24 protein-coding genes are annotated in these 22,343 nt (G+C 65.8%); 15 read left to right on the top strand and 9 right to left on the bottom strand.

Annotation, left to right across the window (positions count from 1 at the left end; all coding sequences use genetic code 11):
- The first annotated feature begins 2 nt into the window (after positions 1 to 2).
- From U1E26_00705 to U1E26_00675, 7 genes are all read left to right on the top strand, one after another.
- Positions 3 to 155 (top strand): hypothetical protein, encoded by a 153-nt coding sequence (locus U1E26_00705; protein ID MDZ4168161.1) that lies wholly within the window; start codon positions 3 to 5, stop codon positions 153 to 155.
- 84 nt (positions 156 to 239) lie between these two features.
- Complete coding sequence (gene msrA / locus U1E26_00700) at positions 240 to 938, top strand: peptide-methionine (S)-S-oxide reductase MsrA (GenBank protein ID MDZ4168160.1); 699 nt, start codon at positions 240 to 242, stop codon at positions 936 to 938.
- 108 nt (positions 939 to 1,046) lie between these two features.
- Positions 1,047 to 2,078, top strand: a complete 1,032-nt coding sequence (locus U1E26_00695; protein MDZ4168159.1) for a 4Fe-4S dicluster domain-containing protein — start codon at positions 1,047 to 1,049, stop codon at positions 2,076 to 2,078.
- A complete protein-coding gene (locus U1E26_00690; protein ID MDZ4168158.1) occupies positions 2,078 to 2,929 on the top strand; it encodes an FAD/NAD(P)-binding protein in 852 nt (283 codons plus the stop codon). The genes U1E26_00695 and U1E26_00690 overlap by 1 nt, the downstream gene beginning before the upstream one ends.
- A 1-nt stretch (position 2,930) precedes the next feature.
- Positions 2,931 to 3,683 (top strand): hypothetical protein, encoded by a 753-nt coding sequence (locus U1E26_00685; protein MDZ4168157.1) that lies wholly within the window; start codon positions 2,931 to 2,933, stop codon positions 3,681 to 3,683.
- Positions 3,684 to 3,690: 7 nt separating this feature from the next.
- On the top strand, positions 3,691 to 5,007 hold the full coding sequence (locus U1E26_00680; protein ID MDZ4168156.1) for a Ni/Fe hydrogenase subunit alpha: 1,317 nt from the start codon (positions 3,691 to 3,693) through the stop codon (positions 5,005 to 5,007).
- Positions 5,008 to 5,010: 3 nt separating this feature from the next.
- Positions 5,011 to 5,469, top strand: a complete 459-nt coding sequence (locus U1E26_00675) for a hydrogenase maturation protease (GenBank protein MDZ4168155.1) — start codon at positions 5,011 to 5,013, stop codon at positions 5,467 to 5,469.
- 29 nt (positions 5,470 to 5,498) lie between these two features.
- On the opposite strand, the gene U1E26_00670 is transcribed toward U1E26_00675, so the two are convergent.
- Complete coding sequence (locus U1E26_00670; GenBank protein MDZ4168154.1) at positions 5,499 to 6,677, bottom strand: zinc ribbon domain-containing protein; 1,179 nt, start codon at positions 6,675 to 6,677, stop codon at positions 5,499 to 5,501.
- A 65-nt stretch (positions 6,678 to 6,742) separates the two neighbouring features.
- On the bottom strand, positions 6,743 to 7,903 hold the full coding sequence (locus U1E26_00665; GenBank protein MDZ4168153.1) for a Fic family protein: 1,161 nt from the start codon (positions 7,901 to 7,903) through the stop codon (positions 6,743 to 6,745).
- 129 nt (positions 7,904 to 8,032) lie between these two features.
- On the opposite strand from U1E26_00665, the gene U1E26_00660 reads away from it, so the two are divergent.
- The 3 genes from U1E26_00660 (at position 8,033) to recQ (ending at position 11,900) form a co-directional block, all read left to right on the top strand.
- Positions 8,033 to 9,037, top strand: coding sequence for an NADH:flavin oxidoreductase (locus tag U1E26_00660; protein ID MDZ4168152.1), 1,005 nt, complete (start codon positions 8,033 to 8,035; stop codon positions 9,035 to 9,037).
- Positions 9,038 to 9,098: 61 nt separating this feature from the next.
- Complete coding sequence (locus U1E26_00655) at positions 9,099 to 10,022, top strand: hypothetical protein (GenBank protein MDZ4168151.1); 924 nt, start codon at positions 9,099 to 9,101, stop codon at positions 10,020 to 10,022.
- Between the two features lie 63 nt (positions 10,023 to 10,085).
- The gene (recQ, locus tag U1E26_00650; GenBank protein ID MDZ4168150.1) at positions 10,086 to 11,900 is read left to right on the top strand and encodes a DNA helicase RecQ; all 1,815 of its coding nucleotides are present in this window, start codon (positions 10,086 to 10,088) and stop codon (positions 11,898 to 11,900) included.
- Positions 11,901 to 11,929: 29 nt separating this feature from the next.
- Here recQ and U1E26_00645 read toward each other — a convergent pair whose 3' ends face one another.
- From U1E26_00645 to U1E26_00635, 3 genes are all read right to left on the bottom strand, one after another.
- Positions 11,930 to 13,639 carry an AarF/UbiB family protein gene (locus U1E26_00645; protein ID MDZ4168149.1) on the bottom strand — a complete coding sequence of 570 codons (1,710 nt, stop codon included), beginning with the start codon at positions 13,637 to 13,639 and terminating at the stop codon, positions 11,930 to 11,932.
- A gap of 49 nt (positions 13,640 to 13,688) precedes the next feature.
- Positions 13,689 to 14,264 (bottom strand): PadR family transcriptional regulator, encoded by a 576-nt coding sequence (locus U1E26_00640; GenBank protein ID MDZ4168148.1) that lies wholly within the window; start codon positions 14,262 to 14,264, stop codon positions 13,689 to 13,691.
- A 169-nt stretch (positions 14,265 to 14,433) separates the two neighbouring features.
- Positions 14,434 to 14,835: an ACT domain-containing protein gene (locus U1E26_00635; GenBank protein ID MDZ4168147.1), complete on the bottom strand. Its 402-nt coding sequence runs from the start codon at positions 14,833 to 14,835 to the stop codon at positions 14,434 to 14,436.
- 176 nt (positions 14,836 to 15,011) lie between these two features.
- Between U1E26_00635 and U1E26_00630 the strand changes: the two genes are divergently transcribed.
- A complete protein-coding gene (locus U1E26_00630; GenBank protein MDZ4168146.1) occupies positions 15,012 to 15,725 on the top strand; it encodes a hypothetical protein in 714 nt (237 codons plus the stop codon).
- Between the two features lie 9 nt (positions 15,726 to 15,734).
- Positions 15,735 to 16,061, top strand: coding sequence for a hypothetical protein (locus tag U1E26_00625; protein ID MDZ4168145.1), 327 nt, complete (start codon positions 15,735 to 15,737; stop codon positions 16,059 to 16,061).
- 38 nt (positions 16,062 to 16,099) lie between these two features.
- Here the strand turns inward: U1E26_00625 and U1E26_00620 are convergent, their stop codons facing one another.
- Positions 16,100 to 17,572: a DUF2779 domain-containing protein gene (locus U1E26_00620; GenBank protein ID MDZ4168144.1), complete on the bottom strand. Its 1,473-nt coding sequence runs from the start codon at positions 17,570 to 17,572 to the stop codon at positions 16,100 to 16,102.
- A 96-nt stretch (positions 17,573 to 17,668) separates the two neighbouring features.
- On the bottom strand, positions 17,669 to 18,349 hold the full coding sequence (locus U1E26_00615; protein ID MDZ4168143.1) for a helix-turn-helix transcriptional regulator: 681 nt from the start codon (positions 18,347 to 18,349) through the stop codon (positions 17,669 to 17,671).
- A 160-nt stretch (positions 18,350 to 18,509) separates the two neighbouring features.
- Between U1E26_00615 and U1E26_00610 the strand changes: the two genes are divergently transcribed.
- Entirely contained in the window at positions 18,510 to 19,247 is a 738-nt protein-coding gene (locus U1E26_00610; protein MDZ4168142.1) for a vWA domain-containing protein, read from the top strand.
- On the opposite strand, the gene U1E26_00605 is transcribed toward U1E26_00610, so the two are convergent.
- Both U1E26_00605 and U1E26_00600 read right to left on the bottom strand, forming a co-directional pair.
- The gene (locus U1E26_00605) at positions 19,244 to 20,227 is read right to left on the bottom strand and encodes a hypothetical protein (protein ID MDZ4168141.1); all 984 of its coding nucleotides are present in this window, start codon (positions 20,225 to 20,227) and stop codon (positions 19,244 to 19,246) included. The two genes, U1E26_00610 and U1E26_00605, sit on opposite strands and share 4 nt — an antisense overlap.
- 46 nt (positions 20,228 to 20,273) lie before the next feature.
- Positions 20,274 to 21,350, bottom strand: a complete 1,077-nt coding sequence (locus U1E26_00600; GenBank protein ID MDZ4168140.1) for an acetoin utilization protein AcuC — start codon at positions 21,348 to 21,350, stop codon at positions 20,274 to 20,276.
- A 179-nt stretch (positions 21,351 to 21,529) separates the two neighbouring features.
- On the opposite strand from U1E26_00600, the gene U1E26_00595 reads away from it, so the two are divergent.
- Together U1E26_00595 and U1E26_00590 are read left to right on the top strand one after the other, a co-directional pair.
- A complete protein-coding gene (locus U1E26_00595) occupies positions 21,530 to 21,970 on the top strand; it encodes an Rrf2 family transcriptional regulator (GenBank protein MDZ4168139.1) in 441 nt (146 codons plus the stop codon).
- 117 nt (positions 21,971 to 22,087) lie between these two features.
- Complete coding sequence (locus tag U1E26_00590; GenBank protein MDZ4168138.1) at positions 22,088 to 22,246, top strand: hypothetical protein; 159 nt, start codon at positions 22,088 to 22,090, stop codon at positions 22,244 to 22,246.
- Positions 22,247 to 22,343: the final 97 nt, after the last annotated feature.

The raw sequence follows: 22,343 nt of genomic DNA, 5'->3' as shown, positions 1-22,343 counted from the left end.
GCATGACTCCTCAACAGACCTGGGGCCCGAAGGGCCTGACGCAGCAGACTGACCCTGATGCGGACCTTACGCGCTCCTTCGGCGTCGGGTGCGGCGTCATCTTCCTCGTCTTCCTCTGCGGATGGGCCACGATCGCGCTGTTCTGGCTGCGGTAGGCCGAGCGCTGCGGCGTCGGTTCGCAAGTTGTGCACGCGGTTTGCTCTGTCCGGGCTGACCCCTCGCGAAACGGGCGTGGTTCCATGCGCAGCATCCGACGACTGGCCCTCGGTATGACCGTCGTGGTTCTGCTCGTTCTCGCGATCGCGGTCTCGGGATGTGTGTCGACAGGCACCGTCTCGAATCAGCGAAACGAAGCCGATGTGGCTTCGTCGACGGACACATCAGGAGGCGAAGGCGTGGCTACCATCTACCTGGCAGGCGGTTGTTTCTGGGGCGTCGAGAAGTACCTGGCATCGGTGCGCGGAGTCATGAACGCAGAAAGCGGCTACGCCAACGGAATCACCGATTCGCCGACATACCGCGACGTGTCATCTGGCCGATCCGGCTACACCGAGACCGTGCGCGTCGACTACGACCCCACCGTCGCGCCGCTGCCGTTCCTGCTCGACCTGTACTACGAGGTCGTCGATCCCACGTCGCTCAACCGGCAGGGCAACGATCGGGGCACGCAGTACCGCACGGGCATCTACTATTCAGACCCTGCGGATCGCGAGGTAGTCGAGGCTTCGCTCGATAGGCTTCAGAAGCGCTACAACCGGCCCGTGGTCATCGAAGCCGAACCGCTCAAGAACTACACACCCGCCGAGGAGTACCACCAGGATTACCTCGACAAGAACCCGGGCGGGTACTGCCACATCAACCCGGACCTGTTCAAGCAAGCTGCCGAAGCAGTGCCCGATCCGTCACTACTGACGACCGCTTCCGGCGAAGCTGAGTAGCGCCCGACCGCGTCCGGCCCCCCGCGTCCTACGGCCCTGCTCTTGCGACGAGGGCGCGCTCCCGATAGGGTATGCCGAGTTGCCCAACCTTGATGCCGGGGGTGGACTATGAGCTCCTTCTACATAGAGGAGCGCGATTTCGGTACCTTCGTGAATACGCTCGCGCAAAATACGCGCGTCGTGGGACCGGTCGCCAAGCGCCAGAAGTTCGTATTCGGTGAGATCGGTTCGGTCGAGGAGCTTCGCCTCGACTACGACATCACCATCCTGCCGCCGAAGAAGGTGTTCTTCCCGCCCAAGCAAGTGATCGCGCGCTTCGACGCGGACTCGGTGGAAGGAACCATCGCGCCAGTGGACACGGTCCTGCTGGGCGTGCACCCGTACGACGTGCGTGGGATCGACATGACGGACTTCCTGTTCCGGGAGCGCAACGAGGACTGGGACTACCTCGCCCAGCGCGAGGCCACCACCATCGTGGCATCCAACGTCCAGAAGGTGGCCCCGCGTGCCTTCTGGGCCTCGATGATCGACACCAACGAGCCCAAGGGTCATGACGCGTACCTCACCAAGCTCGACGGCGGCTACGTGTTCGAGACGCGCACACCCAAGGGTGAGGCGCTGCTGGCCCGCGGCGCGTTTCGCGATGCGACCGGCCCGGAGGTCGCCGCCGCTCAAAGCGTCAACGCGGATGCGCTCGGCCAGTGCCAGGAGCAACTGCCCTACACCAGCGCCGAGATCGCCAAGACCATCCGTGAGTCGTTCTCCAACGAGGAGCTGTGGGACGAACTCTCCAAGGACTGCTTCAGCTGCGGTTCGTGCAACACCGTATGCCCCACGTGCTACTGCTTCGACATGCGCGACGTGTGGAACCTCGACCAGAAATCCGGCACGCGCACGCGCTACTGGGATGCGTGCCTGACCAAGGAGTTCGCCGCGATCTCGATGCCCGGGGGCGGGCACGAGAACTTCCGCGAGCACCACCAGACCCGCTTCCGCCACCGGTTCATGCGCAAGGGCGCCTACCTCAACGAGAAGCTCGGCAGCCCGGCCTGCACCGGTTGCGGGCGCTGTTCGATGGCGTGCACGGTGGACATCGCCGACCCGGTCCGTGTCATCACTACCATCATGGAGTGGTCGTAATGCCAAGCGAATCACACGACTGCGCGTGCGCTGAGCGCGAGAGCCTCTTCGTCCCGCGTGAGGCCAAGATCCTGCACGCGCACGCACCCACGTCGACCGAGAAGCACTTCACGCTGCAGTTCGCGGATGGGTCCCCGCTCATATTCGAGCCGGGACAGATCCTCGAAGTCGGCGTCATGGGCTACGGCGAGATACCGATAGGCATAGCCAGCTCTCCCACACGGACCCATACATTCGAGATCGTCGTGCGTACGGTGGGCCGCGTGTCCACGGCGATCAACAACAAGAACATCGGTGACTCTCTGTGGGTTCGCGGCCCCCTGGGCCACGGGTTCGATGTCGACGCGCTACGCGGCCACGACGTGCTGGTGGTCGCGGGAGGCATCGGAATCTGCCCGACGAGGAGCCTCATCCAGTACATCGCCGACCAGCGCGATGACTTCGGTCGCTTCGTGCTCTTCTATGGCGCGCGCGACCCGCTGCAGTTGCTGTTTCCTGAGGATAGGGGCGTCTGGCGCGCCACACACGGCATCGAGTATCACGAGACGGTGGACCGTGCCGACATCTCGTGGACGGGCAACGTGGGCGTGATCACGACGCTCTTCCGCAACACGCACCTCTCCGAGGACACCCGCGTTATCATCTGCGGCCCGCCGGTGATGTTCGAGTTCGTCATCCGAGAACTCGACCAGGCCGGGATCAAGCGGGAGAACATCTACGTTGACCTGGAGCGCCGCATGAAGTGCGGCGTGGGCAAGTGCGGTCACTGCCAGATCAACAACAAGTACTGCTGCATCGACGGACCGGTCTTCACCTACGCGGAGATCCACGAGCTCGAGGAGGCGATCTAGCATGCCGGAGACCCGGAAGCCCACACTCGCCTTCTTCGACTTCGCCAGCTGTGAAGGCTGCCAGATCGAGTTCACCAACTACGGCGACGAAGCCACGCTCGAGCTGCTCAAGCACGTCGAGATCGTCGAGTTCCGCGAGGCGATGACCGAGACGACCACCGGACGCATCGACTTCGCCCTGGTGGAGGGCAGTTTCACGCGCGAGGAGGACCGTACTCGTCTGCAGGAGATCCGCCGTCGCTCAAGGGTCGTCATCGCGTACGGCGCGTGCGCGTGCACCGGCGGCATCAATGCGCTGAAGAACCATCAGGACGACTTCGCCGAGTACGTCTACGGCGACGACGCAAGCATGCCTCACCTGCGCAGCGGCACCGCCCGGCCCATCTCGGCGGCCATCAAGGTCGACTACGAGGTGCTCGGGTGCCCGATGAGCAAGGAAGAGCTGCTGCTGGTCATCTCGAACCTGCTGCACGGCACGATCTACTTCGCACCGACCTACCCGGTCTGCGTGCAGTGCAAGCGCCGCGAAACCATCTGCCGCTTCGACGAGGGCGACTACTGCATGGGACAGGTGGCGATCGCCGGTTGCGGCGCGCCGTGCCCCGCCGATGGCATCCCCTGCGAGGCCTGCCGGGGCTTCGTCGAAGACGCGAACATCCCGGCGCTGGAGAAGGTGCTCATGGATCGCGCCGGCTTCAGTCACAAGCGCGCGGTCGGCAAGTCACGCATGTTCACGGCGAACCTGAGGAGCTAGACGCCCCATGCTGCAGAACATCAACATCGACGTTCATCATCTGACCCGCGTCGAGGGCCATGGCAACATCAAGGTGAACGTGACCGACGGCGTCGTGGAGACGTGCGAGTGGCAGGTGCCCGAGGCCCCGCGCTTCTTCGAGGCGATGTGCCGCGGACGTCACTACTCTGAGGTCGGACGCATCACGAGCCGCATCTGCGGCATCTGCTCGATCGGACACACGCTCGCGTCGGTGAAGGCGACCGAAGCCGCCCTCGGCATCGAGGTCACGCCGCAGACGACGAAGCTGCGCACGCTGCTCAAGCATGCCGAGAACTTCGACAGCCACGTGTTGCATGTCTACGTGCTCGTCGCGCCGGACCTGCTAGGGGCTCCGTCCGCGTTCGCGCTCGTCGAAACGCACGCCGAGGTGGTGGCGCGCGCCCTGCGCCTCAAGCGCCTCGCGCACGAGTGGGGTTCGCTCATCGGCGGCCGCACGACGCACCCCACGACGGTGCTGCCCGGCGGCTTCTCGAAGGTGCCGACTGTGCCCGAGCTGTCCGCCATGCGTGACAAGCTCGCCGCAGCCGTGCCCGACCTGCAGGCCACGCTCGAGACGATCGCCGCCCTCGCACCCGGCATCCCCGCGTTCGACCGACCCACCGAGTACATGGCGGTCTCATCAGACAGCGAGTACGGCCTGTACGACGGCTTCGTCCAGACGATCCTGCCCGATGGCGACCGCGCCCGCTACGACGTGGCCGACTATCGCAGCTGCACCAACGAGTACGTCTCGCCGCTCTCGACGGCCAAGTACACCAAGAACCGCCTCGACAGCTACGCGGCCGGGGCGCTTGCGCGCTTCAACGTGAACTACGACATGCTGCACCCGGAGGCCAAGAAGGTCGCCGAGTCGCTCGGCATGGGACCGATCTGCACCAACCCGTACATGAACTCCGTGGCCCAGGTCGTCGAGATCGTCCACTCGGCCCACGAGGCGCTGCGCCTGTTCGACGAGCTCATCGCCGAGGGCGTGACGGAGGAGCCGCTCGTCATGCCCACGCGCTCGGGCACCGGGGCGGCAGCAGTCGAGGTGCCGCGCGGCATCCTGTTCCACGAGTACACCTTCGACGACGAGGGCTTCTGCACGGAAGCGGACTGCATCATCCCCACCGGCCAGAATCACGCCAACATCCAGGCGGACTTCGATGCTTTGCTGCCGTGGCTCATGGCCTCCGGGAAGTCCGAGGACGAGATGCGCCTCGCATTCGAGATGCTCGTGCGCGCCTACGACCCCTGCATCTCGTGCTCGACGCACTACCTGGACGTGGAGTTCGTCCGCTAGCGCGTGCGCTACCTCATCGGCATCGGCAACTACTACGGGCGCGACGACTCCATCGGTCTGCGCATCGCCGAGCACGTCGGCGAGGCCGGACTCGACGAGGGTTTTCGCGCAATCGATCTGGGCGGCAACCTGCTCGATCTGGTGCACTACCTCGACGCCGAGACCGAGTCGGTCCTCATCGTCGACGCAGCGAAGATGGGGCTGACCCCGGGCGAGTTCGCGCTCTTCACGCCCGACCAGGTGGCCAGCAGGCGCGGGCATGCCGGTCTGAGCACCCACGAGGCCGACCTCATGAAGGTGCTCGAGTTCGCCGCCTTGCTCGGCAACCCGCTGCCTCCCATCACGATCCTGGGCGTCGAGCCCGCCGAGCTTGCGGACGAGCCGGGTCTCTCGCCGGTGCTGCAGGCTCGCTTTGGCGAGTACGTCGATGCGGCTGTGACATTCCTGACCACGACGCTCTGAACTGCTCCGCAGGGCGCTGAGCCAGCTCCTCAGGTGGTCGCCGGCTTGGCGGGGAGCGGCTTTCCGCACGCAATGCAATTCCGATTCGTGGGGACGTTACCAGCTCCACATGCGGGGCACGTGGTGCGGATGCGCAGCGCATAGGGAGTCGCCGTCGGACGCGCAGGGGTCCCCGCAACTACGGCAGCAATCGGAACTGGGGCGACTGCCGGAACGTGGATGACATCCCCGCCGGCGACGGCCACGCCGGCATCGAGCGACAGCGCGGGGACGGGTCGGAGGGGCGGCGGCTCCGGCACCTCCCGCTCGGCCGCAGGCAGCACCGAGCGCATGTGCGCGATGCGGGCATACTGCGGATGAGCGCCGGGTGCCCCCGAGGACGCGAGGACCTCCGCGAGCGCGGCACGGGCGGCGGGCGGCAGATCGTCTTCGCCTGTCAATCCCAGCGCGGAGTCGAACGGCCAGGCAAGGCAGCCGTATGCCGCCTCGACTGAGGCGAGACCCAGCCGGGTATCGTGCATCGCGAGTCGTTTCATGAGGGTCAGCATGGCGCTCGGCTCGTGCATCGCCAGTAGTGCTTCGCGGTCGCTGGCGGCAATCGCCTCGAGCCACGAGCTCTCGACCTTCCTGCGGATTCCTGGATCGTCGAGGTCGGACACGGTAAGGAAGTTGCCTTCGTTGTCGGTGGGGACTCCGTGCTTCGACCCGATCACGATCGAATCGATGTGCACCCTCTCACGGCAGACGAGCAGGGCGAGCCCCGCCCGTTGTTCGTCGATTGGCAGGGCCGTGAACGCGGAGCTCACCGCAAGAACCGTGCGCGGTCCCTCCTCAAACGAGATGGCGTTGAGTGAGTCTGAGTTGAACACCGCCAAGTCGTTCTGGAGACCCATGCGACCCGTCGCGGTCAAGACGTCATGCAGCGCCTGGGTCGTGACTGGCAGCATCTCGGCGGGGAGCGCAACGGCGCCCAACGTGGTCACGGCCTCCCGTGAGGCGCGCTTCCTCAGGAAGGGCAGCGTGATGGCCGGCAACAGAAGCAGCAGGAGGTCAAGGGGTAGCCGCAGGCCACGTGGCGCGAATCCGGTCGAAGCCCAGAGCAGGGCTGACAGGCCCACCAAGACCAGGCCGAGGGCGATTGCGGCACCGTAGTACCACCACTTGCTCCGGTCGGTGTCTATCGCGGCCCACAGCGTGCGGTGCTTCATCGCCCCTCCACCACGAAGTGTCTGCGCGATTCTATCGGAAGTGCAGGGTGGCCGCAGGCCGGCGCTCACCGCTCCTGCACGCGCCACCGGAGGGCGGCGATCAGGGCGCGGCGCCTCTCGTCCAAAGGCAGCGACGAGTCGATCTGCTCGGCAAGTCCCAGCTCTTCAGCGAGGCGCTCGAACAGTCCACCCGAGGCCACGAACTGCGTCGAGCTGCCGGCTCCTCGCACATCGAGAAGCCCAGAGGCGGCAAGGCGCGCGAGGTCGCTTGCGGCGGTCACGGACGACACAGCCGCGATCTCACGGTAGTAGCGGTTGGTGACGGCCCTGCCCAGGAACGCGTCGTAGAGGGCCTCCACACCTCTGAGGTCGCCGAGCCCTTGAGCGAGGTTCTCGAGCCCGACCCAGATGTCGCTCTGTACGGCGTGTTCGAGCTCGTAGGTTTCCACCTGCGCGACGTGGGCCGACAGATGCGCCTGTACGAAGCCGGTGACGTTGGCTGCGGCGTCCCACTGCGTTCCCAGAGCGGTGAAAGCTGCGTAGTAGTCGTGTGCATGCGTGCCCCACCACTCCTCGAGCGACGTGAACTCGGGCCGACGGTAGCCGCCGCGGAGCATCACGAGGCTCGCGACGATGCGCGCGGTACGACCGTTTCCATCGGCGAAGGGATGGATCGCCGCGACGGTGACATGCGCCAGCGCCGCGAGCACAGGCGTCGGCAACGGAGTGTCCTCGAGGTCCGTGGTGGCTTCGGCCAGCAGTGCGCCGACAAGCTCCGGGTCCGGGGGAGTGAACCGCACAGCGCCGCTCGCGCTGTCGACGACGAACACGGGCCTCTCCCGGTAGCGCCCGGCGCCCAGAGCGTGCGAGCCCGCCAAGACGCGATCGTGGATGGCCCGAACGACTTCGGGGTGCCAGACAAAATCGGGATCATCGGCCCGACGAAGCGCGTACGTCATCGCGTCGCGGTAACCGGCGACCAGGGCCGCATCAGCCTCGGTGACACGCGCCGGGCGGTCTGCGGCCAGGATGCGGCGCACGTCATCGGGCGTCACCCTGACACCCTCGAGCGAGGTGGACGCCGCGATCGCGTTCACCTCCATCTCGCGGCGAAGCCGTCCCGCCCAGCGTCGGGACAGCGTGGCTCCAGCGTCGAGCCTGAGGCGCAGAGCCTCAAGGCGAGCGACGAGCGCGGTGATCTCTGGGGTGACATCAACGGTGAACATGGCGAGCTCCAGGGCGGTGACAGACAGAAATCATTCAATCGTTCGTATGATTGAATGATAACATGGGGCCGCGCGCATCAGGGCTTCTCGGGCATGAACTAGGGGCACGCCCCCTCGGGAGGAGTCCCCATGTCCCATCTGCTTAGGCCGCTGACCGCAGGCTCGCTGCACCTTCACAACCGTCTCGTCCTGCCGCCGATGGCCACCACGAAGGCGGACTCTGACGGGAGCATCACCCCGGACCTTCTCGCCTACTACGACGAGATGTCGCGCGGGGGTGCGTTCGGGCTCGTGATCACCGAGCACTGCTACATCAGTGAGCAGGGCTGCAACCGCATCGGTCAGCCGTCGGTCGCCGAGGACCGCATGGTCGAGGGGCTGAGCCAGCTGGCCGACGTGTTGCACGCCAACGGCGTCAAAGCCGTCGTGCAGATCAGCCATGCGGGGGCGGCGTCGGCGGTCCCGGGGCTCGATGTCGTCGGGCCATCCGACGTGCCCAGTCCGATCGGTCCGGGTGCGATCCCTCGTCCGATGACGCGCGAGCAGATCGCCGGAGTCGTCGAGCGGTTCGCCGCTGCGGCGTTGCGTGTGAAGCGCGCGGGCTTCGACGGCGTGGAGCTTCATGCTGCTCACGGCTACCTGCTCAACCAGTTCTTCTCGCCGCTCACCAACCGACGTGACGACGAGTACGGCGGGGACATCGCCGGTCGGCTCCGGCTGCCGCTCCAGGTGGTCGCAGCCGTCAGGGCTGCCGTGGGAGAGGACTATCCGGTGCTGCTGCGACTGGGCGCGCGCGACTACCTCGAGGGCGGCACGACCGTCGAGGACAGTATTGTGGCTGCAGTGGCGCTTCAGCGGGCCGGTGTCGACGTGCTCGACATCACCGGGGGGCTTTCGGGCTACGTGCGCCCCGGGCATGACGAGCCTGGCTACTTCGCCGAACTCACTGAACCCATCCGGCGAGCGGTCTCGATCCCCGTGATTCTGACGGGCGGGGTGATCGAGTATCAGCAGGCCGAGACGTTGCTGGCCCAGGGTGTGGCCGACCTCATCGGCGTCGGTCGGGCGATGCTCAAAGACCCGGGGTGGGCGAGGCGAGCGGTCGAAGAACTCGCGGGGGCGCGCCCCGAGTGAGCCCTCGGCGGCACGGACCCTGCTAGAGTCTCATCGTAACCTCTCGCATCAGGAGCACACCGTGACCCTTGCATACTCGCCACGCCCCGTCGCCCGAGCCGCGCTGTGCGCGCTCGCGATCGTCGCAACACTCGCCATCGCGCCCTCGGCCTTCGCGATTCCCGATGTACACGCGAGCGCCACCGCGACACCCTCAATCGATGCCTACCGTGGCTTGGGCGGCTGGATCGACATCTGGGACAAACCGGCGTTCGACCGCCCGGAAGCTGCGATTCGTGACATGGCAAACCACGGCGTGCGCACCGTCTATATCGAGACGAGCAACTCCAGTCGCACCTACGCCATCCACCGGCCCGATCGCACGGCCCGCCTCATTCGCGCTGCGCACGCGCGGGGCATGAAGGTCGTCGCGTGGTATCTGCCGGATCTGCGCTGGAAGGGTCGCGACCTTGACCGAGTCAAGGCGGCCATCCGGTTTCGCACGAGCGACGGACAGCGGTTCGACTCGTTCGCGCTCGACATCGAGTCGAGCGTGGTGAAGCCCGCGGCGGAGCGCAACCGCCGCCTGAAGTGGGTCTCGGATCGCACGCGTGCCTTCGTCGGGCCGCGCTACCCGCTGGGCGCCATCATCCCTTCGCCGAAGGGGATGCAGTCGAGCAAGACCTACTGGCCGGGTTTCCCGTACTCCTCGCTCGCCGCCACCTACGACGTGTTCGTGCCGATGAGCTACTACACCTACCACGGCGACGGCTACGCCGCGGCGTACGCCGATACGCTCGCCAACGTCCGCATCCTGCGCGCTCAGCCGGGGTGCGCCACCGAGCCTATTCACCTCATCGGGGGTGTCGCTTCGAAGTCGTCTGCCTACGAGGTGCGCGCGTTCGTTCGGGCTGCCAATGAGACCGGCGTCGAAGGCGCGAGTCTCTACAGCTGGCCCGAGATGACGAAGGCGCACTGGGCCGAGCTCAAGGCGCTCAAGCGCTAGGTGGCGTGATGTCACACCGACGGTGATACTTGGTCCTCGGGTCATCTCCGTCGAAAGGTCATCGTGTCGAACGCCGCCTCAACGAACGCCGCGCTCTACGTCACTCTCGCCGAAGTCTTCGGCTACGACGAGTTCCGTTCGCATCAGTTCGCGATCATCGAGCACGTCGTCGCTGGGGGTAGCGCGTTCGTGCTCATGCCCACCGGCGGGGGCAAGTCGCTGTGCTATCAGGTGCCGGCGCTTCATCGCGAGGGCACCGCGGTCGTCGTCTCGCCGCTCATCTCGCTCATGAAAGACCAGGTCGACGCATTGCGAGGCAACGGCGTGGCTGCTGCCTACCTCAACTCGTCACTTGCGCCCGAGGATGCGACGGCGGTCATCACCGACCTGCGTGCCGGCGCGCTCCGGCTCCTGTACGTGGCCCCCGAGCGCCTCATGATGCCGAGCTTCCTTGAGGAGCTGCGTGCTGCGCACATCTCGCTGTTCGCCATCGATGAGGCGCACTGCGTCAGCCAGTGGGGCCATGACTTCCGGCCCGAGTACGTGCAGCTAGGACGGCTGCCGGACCTGTTTCCCGGCGTCCCGATCCTGGCGCTGACCGCCACCGCGGACGACCAGACGCGCGAGGACGTGCGAGAGCGCCTAGGCCTGGCTCGCGAGCCGGTCTTCGTCGCCGGCTTCGATCGTCCCAACATCCGCTACACCGTCGCTGAGAAGCGCGACGCCCCCAAGCAGCTCGAGCGCTTCTTGGCCGAGCACCCTGATGACTCTGGCATCGTCTACTGCCTCAGCCGCAAACGTGTCGACGAAGTGGCGTTGCGCCTGCGCAAGGCGGGTGTTGCAGCGGCTGCGTACCACGCCGGACATCCCGCGGCGGAGCGCACGCGCGTGCAAGACGCGTTCCTGCGCGACGAGGTCCGAGTCGTCGTGGCCACGGTGGCGTTCGGTATGGGTATCGACAAGCCCGACGTGCGCTTCGTCGTCCACTACGACATGCCCAAGAACATCGAAGGCTACTACCAGGAAACGGGTCGAGCCGGCCGCGACGACCTGCCCGCTGAGGCGCTGTGCCTCTTCTCGCTGCAGGACGTCGTGACCGCGCGCATGCTCATCGAGCGGGGCGACAACGCCGAGCAGATCCGCATCGAGCTCCACAAGCTCAACGCCATGATCGACTTCGCAGAAGCCACCTCGTGTCGCCGCCGCGTGCTGCTCGGCTACTTTGGCGAGTCGCTCGAGGATGACTGCGGCAACTGCGATGTGTGTCTGGATCCGCCCGAGCTCTACGACGGCACGGAGCTAGCCCAGAAGGCACTCTCGGCCGTGTACCGCACGGGGCAGCGGTTCGGCGCCGGTCACGTGGTGGACGTGTTGCGCGGCCACACCACCGACAAGGTCGTGCAGTGGGAGCACGACGCGCTGTCGGTGTTCGGCATCGGCGAGGACCGCTCGCGCGACGAGTGGATGGCCGTCATCCGCCAGGTCATCCACCTCGGCTACCTGCGGCAGGACATCGCGGCCTACTCGGCGCTGAAGCTCACCGATACCGCTGGCGTGGTGTTGCGAGGGGAGGTCGCCGTTCAGCTGGCCCGCCTCAAAGCCAAGCCGCCGAAGGCGCCCAAGGCCAAGAAGTCCTCGATCGCGCTTGAGGGCCTCGACATCGGCGAAGGACTCTTCGAGCGGCTGCGCGAGCTGCGCCGCACTATCGCCGCGGAGCAGAGTGTCCCGGCTTACGTGGTGTTTTCTGACCGCTCGCTCGCCGACATGGCCGTGCGTCTGCCGACATCACCCGAAGAGCTCCTCGAGTGTCACGGCGTGGGGAAGGCCAAGCTCGCGCGCTACGGCGATGCGTTCCTCGAGGTGCTCGAAGCGGGGTAGAGCGACGGGTCGCCTGCCGAGCGGACCTCCTAGCGCCCCGGGTGGCCCCCGCGGCCGCCCATCAGAGCGCGCAGGCCCGGCACTACTGAGACGATCATGAGCGCCTTGGCAAGCGTCGGTTCGACCTCGTAGAGCACCGCACCGGCGATGAGCAGCGCGCCGAATACGAGGGCGCTGGCCACCCGGCCGACGCTGCGGTCGAGCCGCCGCATCCGCAGATCGAGCAGCGGCGTCTGCACGCTGAACTCGCCGCGCTCCATGAGCGTGAGCACGCGGTCAGCGCGAGCGGGCAGGCCGATGGTGGTCTGGAGGACCTTCGTACCTTCTGCGAGCAACGTGTCAAAGCCCGCGCCGAACAGAGTGCCGCCTTCGTCTTCGTCGGATATGAGCTTGGATGCGTACGGAGCGATCGCGCTCCAGAAGTTGAACTGCGGGTCGAGCCCGGTGCACATACCCGACAGGATCGCGAGGGACCGGCCCAGCAGCAGGAGGTTCTCCGGTAGCTGAAACGGGAGGTTCAGCATCAGCCCGCGGAACTGCAGGCCGAAGCTCATCATCTCGTCGTGGCTGAGGCCTCGCAAGTCGCCCATGCTCATGCCGCCGAAGCGGTCGAACACCTGCATGCTCGCCAGTTCGATCAACTTCACGTCTGCGCTTGGCAGCAGCACGTCGAGTGTCTTGAAGCTCTTGACGAGCCGTGCGCCGTCTTGCGTGCCGACCGCGATGACGCCCTCGCGCAGCCCCATCCGCAGGTTCTCTGGTACGGTGCCCACCATGCCGAAGTCGATGAAGGTGAGCTTCCAAGCGCGATTGCCGGCCTCGTTCAGGCCCTCCAGCGGGGTCACGAACAGGTTGCCCGGGTGCGGGTCGGCGTGGAAGAAGCCATCCTCGAAGATCTGTTGCATGTAGGCGCTCACCAGCACTTCGGCGACTTCCGAGCGGTTGATGCCGGCCGCGGTGATGGCTTCGTAGTCACCAAGCCTGATGGCGGTGACGTCCTCAAGCGTCAGCACACGGCGCGTCGTGTACTCCCAGGCAACCTGCGGCACGTGGACATGCGGGTTGTGCGCGAAGTTGTCAGCGAAGGTTTCCGCGTAGCTTGCCTCGGCGAGGTAGTCGATCTCGTCGCGTGTGGTGGCGGCGAACTCCTCGATGAGTCCGGGCACATTCGCGCGCTCGCGCACGGGCTTGTAGCGCTGGAGCCAGCCGCCGACACGGCGCAGCGCGGCCAGATCGACCTCGACGATCTGCTCGATGTGGGGGCGCTGGACCTTCACGACCACGTCGGCAAAACCGAGTTCCGCTGCGTCCGCAACGCTCAACCGGGCACGATGCGCCTGGCCAAGCGATGCGGCCGCCAGCGGAACCTCGTCGAACCACGCGTAGCGCTGAGCGAGCGGCATAGCCAACTCGCGTTCGGCCTGCACCTGGATGGCCGCGAAGCTCTCGGCAGGCACTTCGTCTTGAAGGCCCGCGAGCTCATCGGTGATTTCGGCCGGGAGGACATCAAGGCGCGCCGACAGGAACTGGCCAACCTTGATCATCAACCCGCCCATGCGAATGGCAAGCGCGCGGAACCGCACGGCGGTGCGCCGGCTTCGGTCCGGTCGAGTACGTGCTGCCAGCGCGCGCAGACCGATCTTGGGCAGCAGGATCTCCCAGTACATGAACGCCAGGGTGACCCTGCCGAAGAAGAACACGATGCGCCAGTAGCGTGCGCGCAGATGCGACGCCTTCAATGCATCCTCCGATGCTTACGTGCCAGATGGTCTCGGACAGGCGGAGGGTCTAGTCCTCGGCGAGCATCGCGTAGAGCTTCTTGCGGGCGTCATCCACGATCTGCGTCGCCGCAGCGATCTGTTCCGGGGAGCCGCTCTTGCCGATCTGGAACAGCGCGGGCATGAGCTTGCCAGCGGCGTCTCGGAAGCCCGCGGTGCCGGTGTCGCTTTGGGCGGCCTCTTCCCAAGGGGCGGGCTGATCCCCACTCTCGGCGACGGCAGCGGTTCCGGCCTCGGTCAGGCTGAAGACCTTCTTGCCACCGGCTTCCTCGGAGACGACGAGTCCTTCGTCGGCGAGAAGCTGCAGGGTGGGGTAGACCGAACCCGGGGACGGGCTCCAGGCTCCGCCGCTGCGGGCCGAAAGCTCCTGGATGATCTGATAGCCGTGCATGGGCTGCTCCGAGAGCAGTCGAAGTACCGCTGCTCGAATGTCACCGCGCCGCGCACGCATGCCGCTGGGGCCGAAGCCGAAGTGGCCTCCCATGCCGAACGGGTGCTTGAAACCGTGCTTGCCGTGGTGGCCGCCGTGTCCGTGGTGTCCCTGGCCGTGGCCGTGCCCACAGGGTGAGTCTCCGTGACCGTGCATGAGCATTCCCTTCGTCGGTCGCTCAGTGAGCGATATATCGTGAACTATCACAATGCACATGCAGATTGCGTGCCACGTCGCTGCCTGAAACCCGGTGCTTGATCGCGGGTACGCCAAGAGATCCTGATCAGAGCAGGATTACCGCGTTCCCATGGTTGGGAGTGCGACGCTACACGCCTTCGAGCAGCTTGATGACATCGAGCTCGCAGTCGGCGCGAATCACAAGCATCGCAGTCGGCGCGTCCGTCGTGCTTGCGTGTATCTGGGCCACGGTGATGCCGTTGTCAGCCAGACGCCGGGCCACGCGGGCAAGTTCGCCCGGCGCATTGTCGACCCAGGCCACGACGACCGGCAGCAGGTCGAGCGTTCCGCCCATCCCATCGAGCGCGGCGAATGCGGCCTTGTTGTTGTCGGTCACAAGCAGGAACTCACCGACATCGCCCTTGTCATAGGCGCCGATGGCAAGGACGTTGACGCCGGCGCCGTGCAGCGCTTCGGCTACGTCGGAGAGCAGCCCCACCCTCGTCGGTGCCTTGAAGAGGATCTCGTTGCGCAACTCAACTCGAGACATTGTTGGCTCCTTCACTTCGGCCGATTGTGTTCGCTCGGTATGTGCCCTCACCGGTGCCGGACTCAAACGGTCCTGCGTGCGATGCCTGATAGAGGGGAGTTGCACTTGCGGTGCACGCTCTCACCGTCTACCTTCGCAACAACAGGACTCACACGCCGACCGGGAGGGGCCTGCGAGTGGATCAGTATGGGCGCGGCCAGGATCTTGGCCGCATCAACCGCCGGCCGTACCAGAAGCCCGGCGTGGACCGTGAGCGGCGCTTGCTGATCACGATGGGGGTCGGCGCTGCGATCGTGCTGATCATCGGCACCGGGCTGGGCTTCGCGCTCGGCCGCGCCACTGCGCCTGAGCCTGAGCCGGTCGTCGTCACAGCCGAATCCACGATGACCTCAGGAGTCGTCGAGCCGGTTCCTACTGAGACGGTGCTGCCCGAGGAGTCGTTCTATGAGACCGAGTCGATCGAGGCGACGGTTTCCGCCGACGAGGAACCGCCCGATACGCCTGGTCAGCTCGCCCCTGCCAACGGTGCCGTCATCGATGCGAGCCGTGTCTACCTGCGGTGGTCTGAAGTGAGCGACGTCGGAGTCGACGGCGAAGAGGGCTCAGTGACGTACGCGTTCGAGATCCAAGACAAGCTTTCGGGCGGCTCGTACGGGCGCACTCAGGTGATCCGGGACCTCAAGGAGACGTCGTTCTCTGCGAGGGTCCTGCTCAACGAGCGGCGGTGGCGCGTGTGGGCGGTCGATGAGGCCGGCAACGAGAGCGCGAAGAGCGGTTGGCGCACGTATACGAAGAAGCCCGCACCCGCGCCCAAGCCACAGCCCAAGCCACAGCCCAAGCCAGCACCCAAGCCGCAGCCCGAGCCGGAGCCAAGCGACGAGACGACGTGAGGTCCGACCGTGGCTGAGGAGCTGACTGCGCGGCAGCAGACCGTCGATGCCACCGTGACCGAGTGGCCCGAAGTGCGTGCGAAACCGGTATTCGGTCACCGTGGCTACGTGCACAACGGCAAGATGTTCGGGTTCATGGCTGACGGTGGAGTGGCGGTCAAAGTGCGGGCGGGCCAAGACGCCGATGAGCTCTATGGCCTTGACGGGGTCCATGCGTTCGCTCACTCCGGAATGGAGATGCGTGCGTGGCCTGTGCTACCGCTCCGCACGGAGGACGAGATGGAGCAAGCGTTGACGGCGCTACACTCCGCGTTCGAGCGCGCGACCTCGACCTGAATCCTGCTCGCCACGAGCGGGCGGGACCGGCTCGCCGTCTATCCCGCGTCTCGCAGCACCTCGTAGATCTTCACCATCGCGAGCGTGTCGAGTCCGCAGTACTCCCGCAGTGCGGCGTAGACCCCGTCGGCATCGGCTCCTTCGAGGACACCCGTCACAGTCTGCAGGTAGCGAAGCGATGCGGTGCCACCCTCTCGGATCTCCAGGTCGGCATAGGACAGCTCGGGCACGAGTGCCGGCAGCACGACCTTGATGCTCGAACTTCCCAGACAGTCCGGATGCCGCACGTGCGCCTCCACTGCGCGCATCAGATCGAAGATGCGGGCCTGGACCGCCGCTATGCGTTGGGAGCTCTCGGGAAAGGCGGCGGCGAGCTCCTTGAGGCGCGTGTTCTCGAAGGGCGAATAGACGACGACGCTGCCATCATCATCACCGAGCGCGTCAAGAAGACTGTCGATGAAGTTGGGGCGCGGATCTCCTGGCCCCGTGTGCAGGAATTCGTGATGAACGAGTGAGCCGTCTTCGTGCAGGACGTGGTCGGACCACTGGAAGGGCACCTGCTGCCAGGGGCGTGTTCCGGCAAACAACGGCAACGCGCTCATGATCGTCTCGAAATCGACGAAGTGCAGAGGGTAGCGAAGCGGCGCGAGCGTTGAGGCAGGATCGCCAACCATCTGCGCCTGGCCGGTTCGGACGAGTTCGCACACCGAGCGCTGGGCCGTGCTCAGGCCCGGGTAGTCCAGTGGGACGTCGGCGATGGCGCGATGTCCGTCGGCGAGCAGGGCGTCCAGCAGCGATGCACTGAGTCGGGGGAGCTTGGTGACGGGACGGTCTGGCATGTCGGCGTGACAGTGGCCCCAGAACGCACAGGTGTAGGGTGAGTCGCAGTGCTTGCCGATGCGGACGTCGGGGACCGGTTCCTCGAGCAGGGCGAGCTGGTCGGCAACCCGACGCGGGACCTCATGGATCCAGTCGCGCATCTCGTCGGTGACGTCTTCGGCGGTGAAGAGGCGGGACACATCGTGCTCGATCCCGTCGTAGACGTAGGTGTTGTTGAGATGCATCAGGTACGCGCGTCGGATGGGAAGCCCGGCGCCTTCGAGCACCCACGTCTGTATCGCTACGTCAGTGACGTGTTCGGGCTTGAGACGTGTCGACGACTTGACCTCGTAGAGATCCCACTCGCCCGTTTCGGTGCGTACGAGCACGTCGGGACGCACGAAGACATTGCCGTGCTGCAGTGCCGCTTCGAAGATCGCGGGAGGCGGGTCCGCCAGTAGGCGCGACGTGGTTTCGAGCGCTTGTGAGGGCTGGGTGTAGTCCTCTTCAACCAGTATCCCGTCCGGGAAGTCCGTTCGGGCAAGCTCCCCCACAGAGGTGCCCGTATCGAAGATGTGTTGCTGGCTTTCGCCGACCGGATCGGCGAGCTCACGCGCGTTGCAGGACAGCCAGAGCGCTTTGGGGCATTGCAGACCAGTCTGGAACCGTGACTTCGAAAGTCGGTGTGTCATCAGGTTCACCTCCATCGACACACAGCGTAACGCGACCCTCTGACACGAGCAGCCGCACGGGGCGCCGACGCAGTGCGGCTCCCCAGTGGACTCTCGTCAGTCGCGCTCCACGCTGTCGGCCAGATCACGCAGGCGAACGGCGGTCTGACGCAGGCGCATCGAGAGCAGGTAGCGATCCTTCTTGCCCAGTCCGGCGCGGAGCCGATCGAGGTCGCGAGCTGTCCGCTCAAAGACCCGCTCCGCGGTCTCCAGTGTTTCGGCTGCTTCGTGGGCAGCCGACGGCGAAGCCATCTCCCACGAGCGCGCGGACGGACTTTGCCTCCTGAGCAAGTCGTTCTCCGGTTGCGGCGAGGATGCCGATGACATGGAGTGCGCGTCATTGAGCGAACTCGAAGCGTGGTGAGTCCCGTGCGTCAAGCCGTCGTCCTGGAGGATTCGCTCGATGGGCATCTCGCGGAAGACGTCGCCGTACGACCTGGGCGCTCCCGTTTGAGGATCCTCGCTCAGCGCGCGGCGCACGTGGTCGGCGGCCGCACTGGCACGACTCCCGCCATAGCGGCCGATCATCTGGTTCGCGATCGTCTCACCGAGCAGTTCCTCGGGCGGCAGTCCGAAGTAGGCGGCCAAGGCCTCAGCGGAATCGGGCGAGGGGAGTCGCTCACCGCGTTCGACGCGGCTGAGCATGGCGATGGACAACCCGGTCGCGTCGGCCACCTGTTCCAGCGTCTCGCCTCGCTCCTTGCGCAGGATCCTCAGTCTGGCTCCAACGTCGTACATGCGCACCTCCGACGTCGATTCTACCACGTTGGCAAAGCGAATTGACAGAGGAGTCAAATCCCGGGTATAGTCCCTTTGACAAATCAGGCAAATATGCCAGACAGGGCGAATGTCAGACCCTCAGTGCACACTGCTGGCAGCCTGAAGAAAGGGGAGCACCGTGGCGAAGAACGCAGGCGAGGACAAGCGGGACAAGCGAGGCAAGCAGGTCAAGGAGCAGGAGGAGCGCAGCATCCTCATCAACTTCGTGTTGGACACGTCGGGCTCGATGGACGTGATTCGCGACGCGACGATCTCCGGGTTCAACGAGTTCTTGGGAGACCAACGCCCTGAAGGCGGCGACGCCCGGATGACGCTGACGCTGTTCGATTCGGTGAGCCGCACGGTGGCGACAGCCGTGCCCGTGCGCGAGATGCGCGATCTCGATCATCACACCTACCGGCCCGACGGCATGACCGCTCTGTTCGACGCGATTGGCCATACGTTGCGCCTCACCGACGACTACGTCGCGGCGCACGGTCCGGATCAGGTGCTCTTCGTGATCATGACTGACGGTCACGAGAACGCGAGTCGCGAGTTCAACGGAAGTCGGATTCTCGACATGATCGAGAAGCGCAAGAGGGACGCCGGCTACGAGTTCATCTACTTGGGCGCGAACCAAGACAGCATGCGCGCCGCCGAGTCGATCGGCATCCGCGGGGGAAAGTCGATGGACTGGGCAGCCGACCCGCTCCAAGCCAAGATCGCGATGGAGCGCGCCTCGCGCAACGTCAAGGCATACCGTCGGGACGGCTCGCGTCAGATGGACGAGAACTCGTTCTTCTGTCCTCAGTTCGAGGAATCCGGCGACTTGTCGTACGAGGAGCACCGCCGTCAGAAGGACAGCGGCAAGCGCTAACCGAGCGTGGCTCGGTACGCCTTGAACGCTCGGTAGTCCATGAGGTCGTCTTCGCCGACCGCGAGGCCGTCACCGCTCTCGGGGACGAGCGTGAAGTGCACGAAGTGCAGTCGAGTGGTCGGATAGTGGCGCGCCGAGAGCCGCTCGTGGATCTCCACGAGCGGCGCGGTGCTTTCTTGGGCCGAGGGGTCACGCTCGGCGAACGCGATCACCAGATGCGGCAGCCCCTCGGATATCGACCGAAGATCGAGGTCACCCGGCAGCAATCCGAGCCTGACCTTCTGGGCTGCGAGAGCTGCCAGCTCCTCACAGCTCCGACGCACGTGCTCGCCGGACAGGGCCTTCGCGTAGTCGGCGAAGTCCTCAGCCAATGGCGCGAGGCCGCCCTGTCCCGTGAGCGTCTGGCCCGGCACGCGCACGTCAATGAAAGCAAGCTCAGGGTTAGCGAAGCCACCCGGACCGGCCACGCCTTCGCTGCGAAGCACGACCGCCAGATCGAGCTTGCGCCGTCCAAGCGCGTAGTCGGTATCCAGCGCAATGAGCCCATCAGAGGCAAGATCGGAGCCGCAGTTGCCGGCGGCAATGGCGGCCGCGAAGGAGCGCCGGTGACGCGTCTCGGAGCCGCCGCCGATAGCCGCATCCACGCGCGCACTCTCCGAGCTGAGCCGTTCGATCAAGCGGAGCACGTCCTGGTCGCCTGCCACCTCGTGGCGGTCGGCCACCGTGCCGTCAGTGCCATCGATCTCGACGCTGAAGGGCCCCTCGCCTCCGATGCGTGCGAGGCTCACGCCGCGGTGGTAGAGCCCCGCCTGGCGCGCGCGAATCTCGAACCGGGTACGCGGATCCTCGTGCGTCCACTGCAGAATCCCGGCCAGCCGTCCGGAGACGAAGGCTTCTTCCTGCGCGTCGGTGAGGTGGCGCGCGGGCTTGCTGTAGGTCCTCCAGTCAAACGCTCGCTTTGCTGAGGTCTTCTTTGCCACGGGGTACCTTTCGTTCGTGCGCGCACGGCGCATTCTGGTCGGGGCCCTAGCTGCGCGACCACGCTTCGCCCGACGTCTTGGACGCGCTTGCTGCCGCTGCAGCGAGAGCCTGCCATTCGTCGGGAGGCGTTTCGGGCACGTCTACGTCGAGGAGCACGGCGAGCACGCTCGCCCACATCACCGGCACCATCGAGTACGGCTGGTATCCGCCCCCGCCGGTGCAGGCGATTCGACCTCCGCACACGTCGTCTGCAAGGGTGACGAGCCTTCGCACCGCGGCGACATACCCGGCGAGTGAGACATCGAGGTGGGCGAGCGGATCATCGACGTGCGTGTCGGCGCCGAGCTGAGCGAGAATGACGTGCGGGGCGAACTCCGTGACCGCGGGGACCACGAAACGCTCGATGGCGGCGTTGAATCCCTCGTCGTCGGTGTGGGGCTCGAGCGGCACGTTCAGTGCGAAGCCTTCGCCTGCCCCCGTGCCTCGGTCGCGGGCGTCTCCCGTGCCCGGGAACAGGTAGCGCCCGCTCTCGTGCACGCTGACCGTCAGCACGTTGCTGCGCTCGGCGAACACCTCTTGTACGCCGTCGCCATGGTGCGCATCGATGTCGATGTAGGCCACGCGCAGGCTCGGATGCCGTTCGATGGCGCGCTCGATGGCCACGGCAAGGTCGTTGTAGACGCAGAAGCCGCTCGCACGGTCACGGTGCGCGTGATGCATGCCCCCAGCTGGGCTGAACGTGCGCGAGGCTCGTCCCGACGCGATAGCTTCAAGGGCATCGATGGTCCCTCCGACGCCCAGTGCTGCCGCTGCGTGCAGGTCGCGTATCGCGGGTGTATCTCCGGGGCCAAGACCGCGCGACGAATCGGCCGACTCAGGGGACTCGCTGACGGCCTTCACATGCTCTAAGTAGTCGAGCGAGTGAACGAGGAGCAGGTCCTCGTCGGTGGCGGTGGGGGGCTCCACCGCCCGGGCTCCGCCTTCGTCGAGAAGCCCCCACATACGTGCGAGTTCAACGCACAGCGTGAACCGCTCCGGTTGCATCGGATGACCCGCCGGGAACCGGTAGCCGGCTACCGCCGGTGCGTAGATGAGTTCGACGCCGTGCTTCGGGCGGGTCATGCCGTGACCTCCGGTGTGGCCTGTGATCGGACAAGGAGCGAGCGCAAAGACGGTGACACGCTGCCGCACATGGTACCCAAGGAACCTTGATTCTTGGTACTTTCGCTCGCATTTGGAATAGAATCCCGAGTAGCAGGTGCACCCTTGCGAGAACCACGCTGACAAGAAGGGTAGACGGCATGCCTATCAACTGGCGCACTGACTACGGAGTCCGCCTCGTCTATGAGATCTCCAAGAAGCCGGAAGGAACGCGCGCGACCGTGCGCGACCTCTCGGGTTCGGCAGAGGTTCCCTACGACTACGCGCGGACGATCGTTCGCGATCTTGTCACATCGGGGATCATGCGCTCCTTTCGCGGTGTGGGCGGGGGAGTCGAGCTCACCCGTTCACCGCAAGAGATCACGATCCTGGACGTGTTTCGTGCGCTTGGCGAGCCGGTCTCGCTTGCTCTGTGCACCGATGCGGGCGGCGTATGCGGACGTCAGGACACCTGCCCCATGCACGTGGCCATCTACAACGATCTTGATGCGATGATGGCCGACTACCTGGGACGTGTGTCGTTCCGCGACGCGGTCGAGATAGGCAGCGCGCTCCCGGAATCTGCGGAAGACTGCCGCTGACGCTTGCTTCGGACTGGCATGTGACGCCGGTCACATGCACAAGTCGCGCCGCTCTTCACTGCGAGAGACTCTCGCTCGATGATGCCTGTGTAAGGCTCGCAGACGGGAGGAGGAGTAATGAGGCACGTAGTCCACATCGCAGCCGCCGCAGCTCCCCTTCACTCAGGTCTTTCCGACGAGCCGACGTACGCAGCTGAGTCGACCGGAACCGTCTCCCCCCACGCCGACGGTGCCCCCACCGCACCGGTCAATGACTCGGAGTTGCCCGCCTCCTAGGCGGGGTACCAACACAGGCCGCCACCACGCGCGGCCACGACGAGGGACGCGGAGTGCCCACTCCGCGTCCCTCGGCGTTTGTGAACTCTGCGCACCC

The organism is Coriobacteriia bacterium, assembly GCA_034370385.1.
Lineage (GTDB): Bacteria > Actinomycetota > Coriobacteriia > Anaerosomatales > PHET01 > JAXMKZ01.
The sequence above is the reverse complement of the archived record's forward strand: the minus strand, read 5'-3'. Positions and strand labels throughout refer to the sequence as shown.

Excerpts from the sequence above, each read along its gene's own strand:
- U1E26_00695 (MDZ4168159.1), top strand. The coding sequence starts at position 1,047 with ATGAGCTCCTTCTACATAGAGGAGCGCGATTTCGGTACCTTCGTGAAT.
- U1E26_00685 (MDZ4168157.1), top strand. The coding sequence starts at position 2,931 with ATGCCGGAGACCCGGAAGCCCACACTCGCCTTCTTCGACTTCGCCAGC.
- U1E26_00660 (MDZ4168152.1), top strand. The coding sequence starts at position 8,033 with ATGTCCCATCTGCTTAGGCCGCTGACCGCAGGCTCGCTGCACCTTCAC.
- U1E26_00595 (MDZ4168139.1), top strand. The coding sequence starts at position 21,530 with ATGCCTATCAACTGGCGCACTGACTACGGAGTCCGCCTCGTCTATGAG.
- U1E26_00680 (MDZ4168156.1), top strand. The coding sequence starts at position 3,691 with ATGCTGCAGAACATCAACATCGACGTTCATCATCTGACCCGCGTCGAG.
- U1E26_00690 (MDZ4168158.1), top strand. The coding sequence starts at position 2,078 with ATGCCAAGCGAATCACACGACTGCGCGTGCGCTGAGCGCGAGAGCCTC.
- U1E26_00670 (MDZ4168154.1), bottom strand. The coding sequence starts at position 6,677 with ATGAAGCACCGCACGCTGTGGGCCGCGATAGACACCGACCGGAGCAAG.
- U1E26_00600 (MDZ4168140.1), bottom strand. The coding sequence starts at position 21,350 with ATGACCCGCCCGAAGCACGGCGTCGAACTCATCTACGCACCGGCGGTA.
- U1E26_00640 (MDZ4168148.1), bottom strand. The coding sequence starts at position 14,264 with ATGCACGGTCACGGAGACTCACCCTGTGGGCACGGCCACGGCCAGGGA.
- U1E26_00665 (MDZ4168153.1), bottom strand. The coding sequence starts at position 7,903 with ATGTTCACCGTTGATGTCACCCCAGAGATCACCGCGCTCGTCGCTCGC.
- U1E26_00635 (MDZ4168147.1), bottom strand. The coding sequence starts at position 14,835 with ATGTCTCGAGTTGAGTTGCGCAACGAGATCCTCTTCAAGGCACCGACG.
- U1E26_00620 (MDZ4168144.1), bottom strand. The coding sequence starts at position 17,572 with ATGACACACCGACTTTCGAAGTCACGGTTCCAGACTGGTCTGCAATGC.
- msrA (MDZ4168160.1), top strand. The coding sequence starts at position 240 with ATGCGCAGCATCCGACGACTGGCCCTCGGTATGACCGTCGTGGTTCTG.
- U1E26_00705 (MDZ4168161.1), top strand. The coding sequence starts at position 3 with ATGACTCCTCAACAGACCTGGGGCCCGAAGGGCCTGACGCAGCAGACT.
- U1E26_00615 (MDZ4168143.1), bottom strand. The coding sequence starts at position 18,349 with ATGTACGACGTTGGAGCCAGACTGAGGATCCTGCGCAAGGAGCGAGGC.
- U1E26_00590 (MDZ4168138.1), top strand. The coding sequence starts at position 22,088 with ATGAGGCACGTAGTCCACATCGCAGCCGCCGCAGCTCCCCTTCACTCA.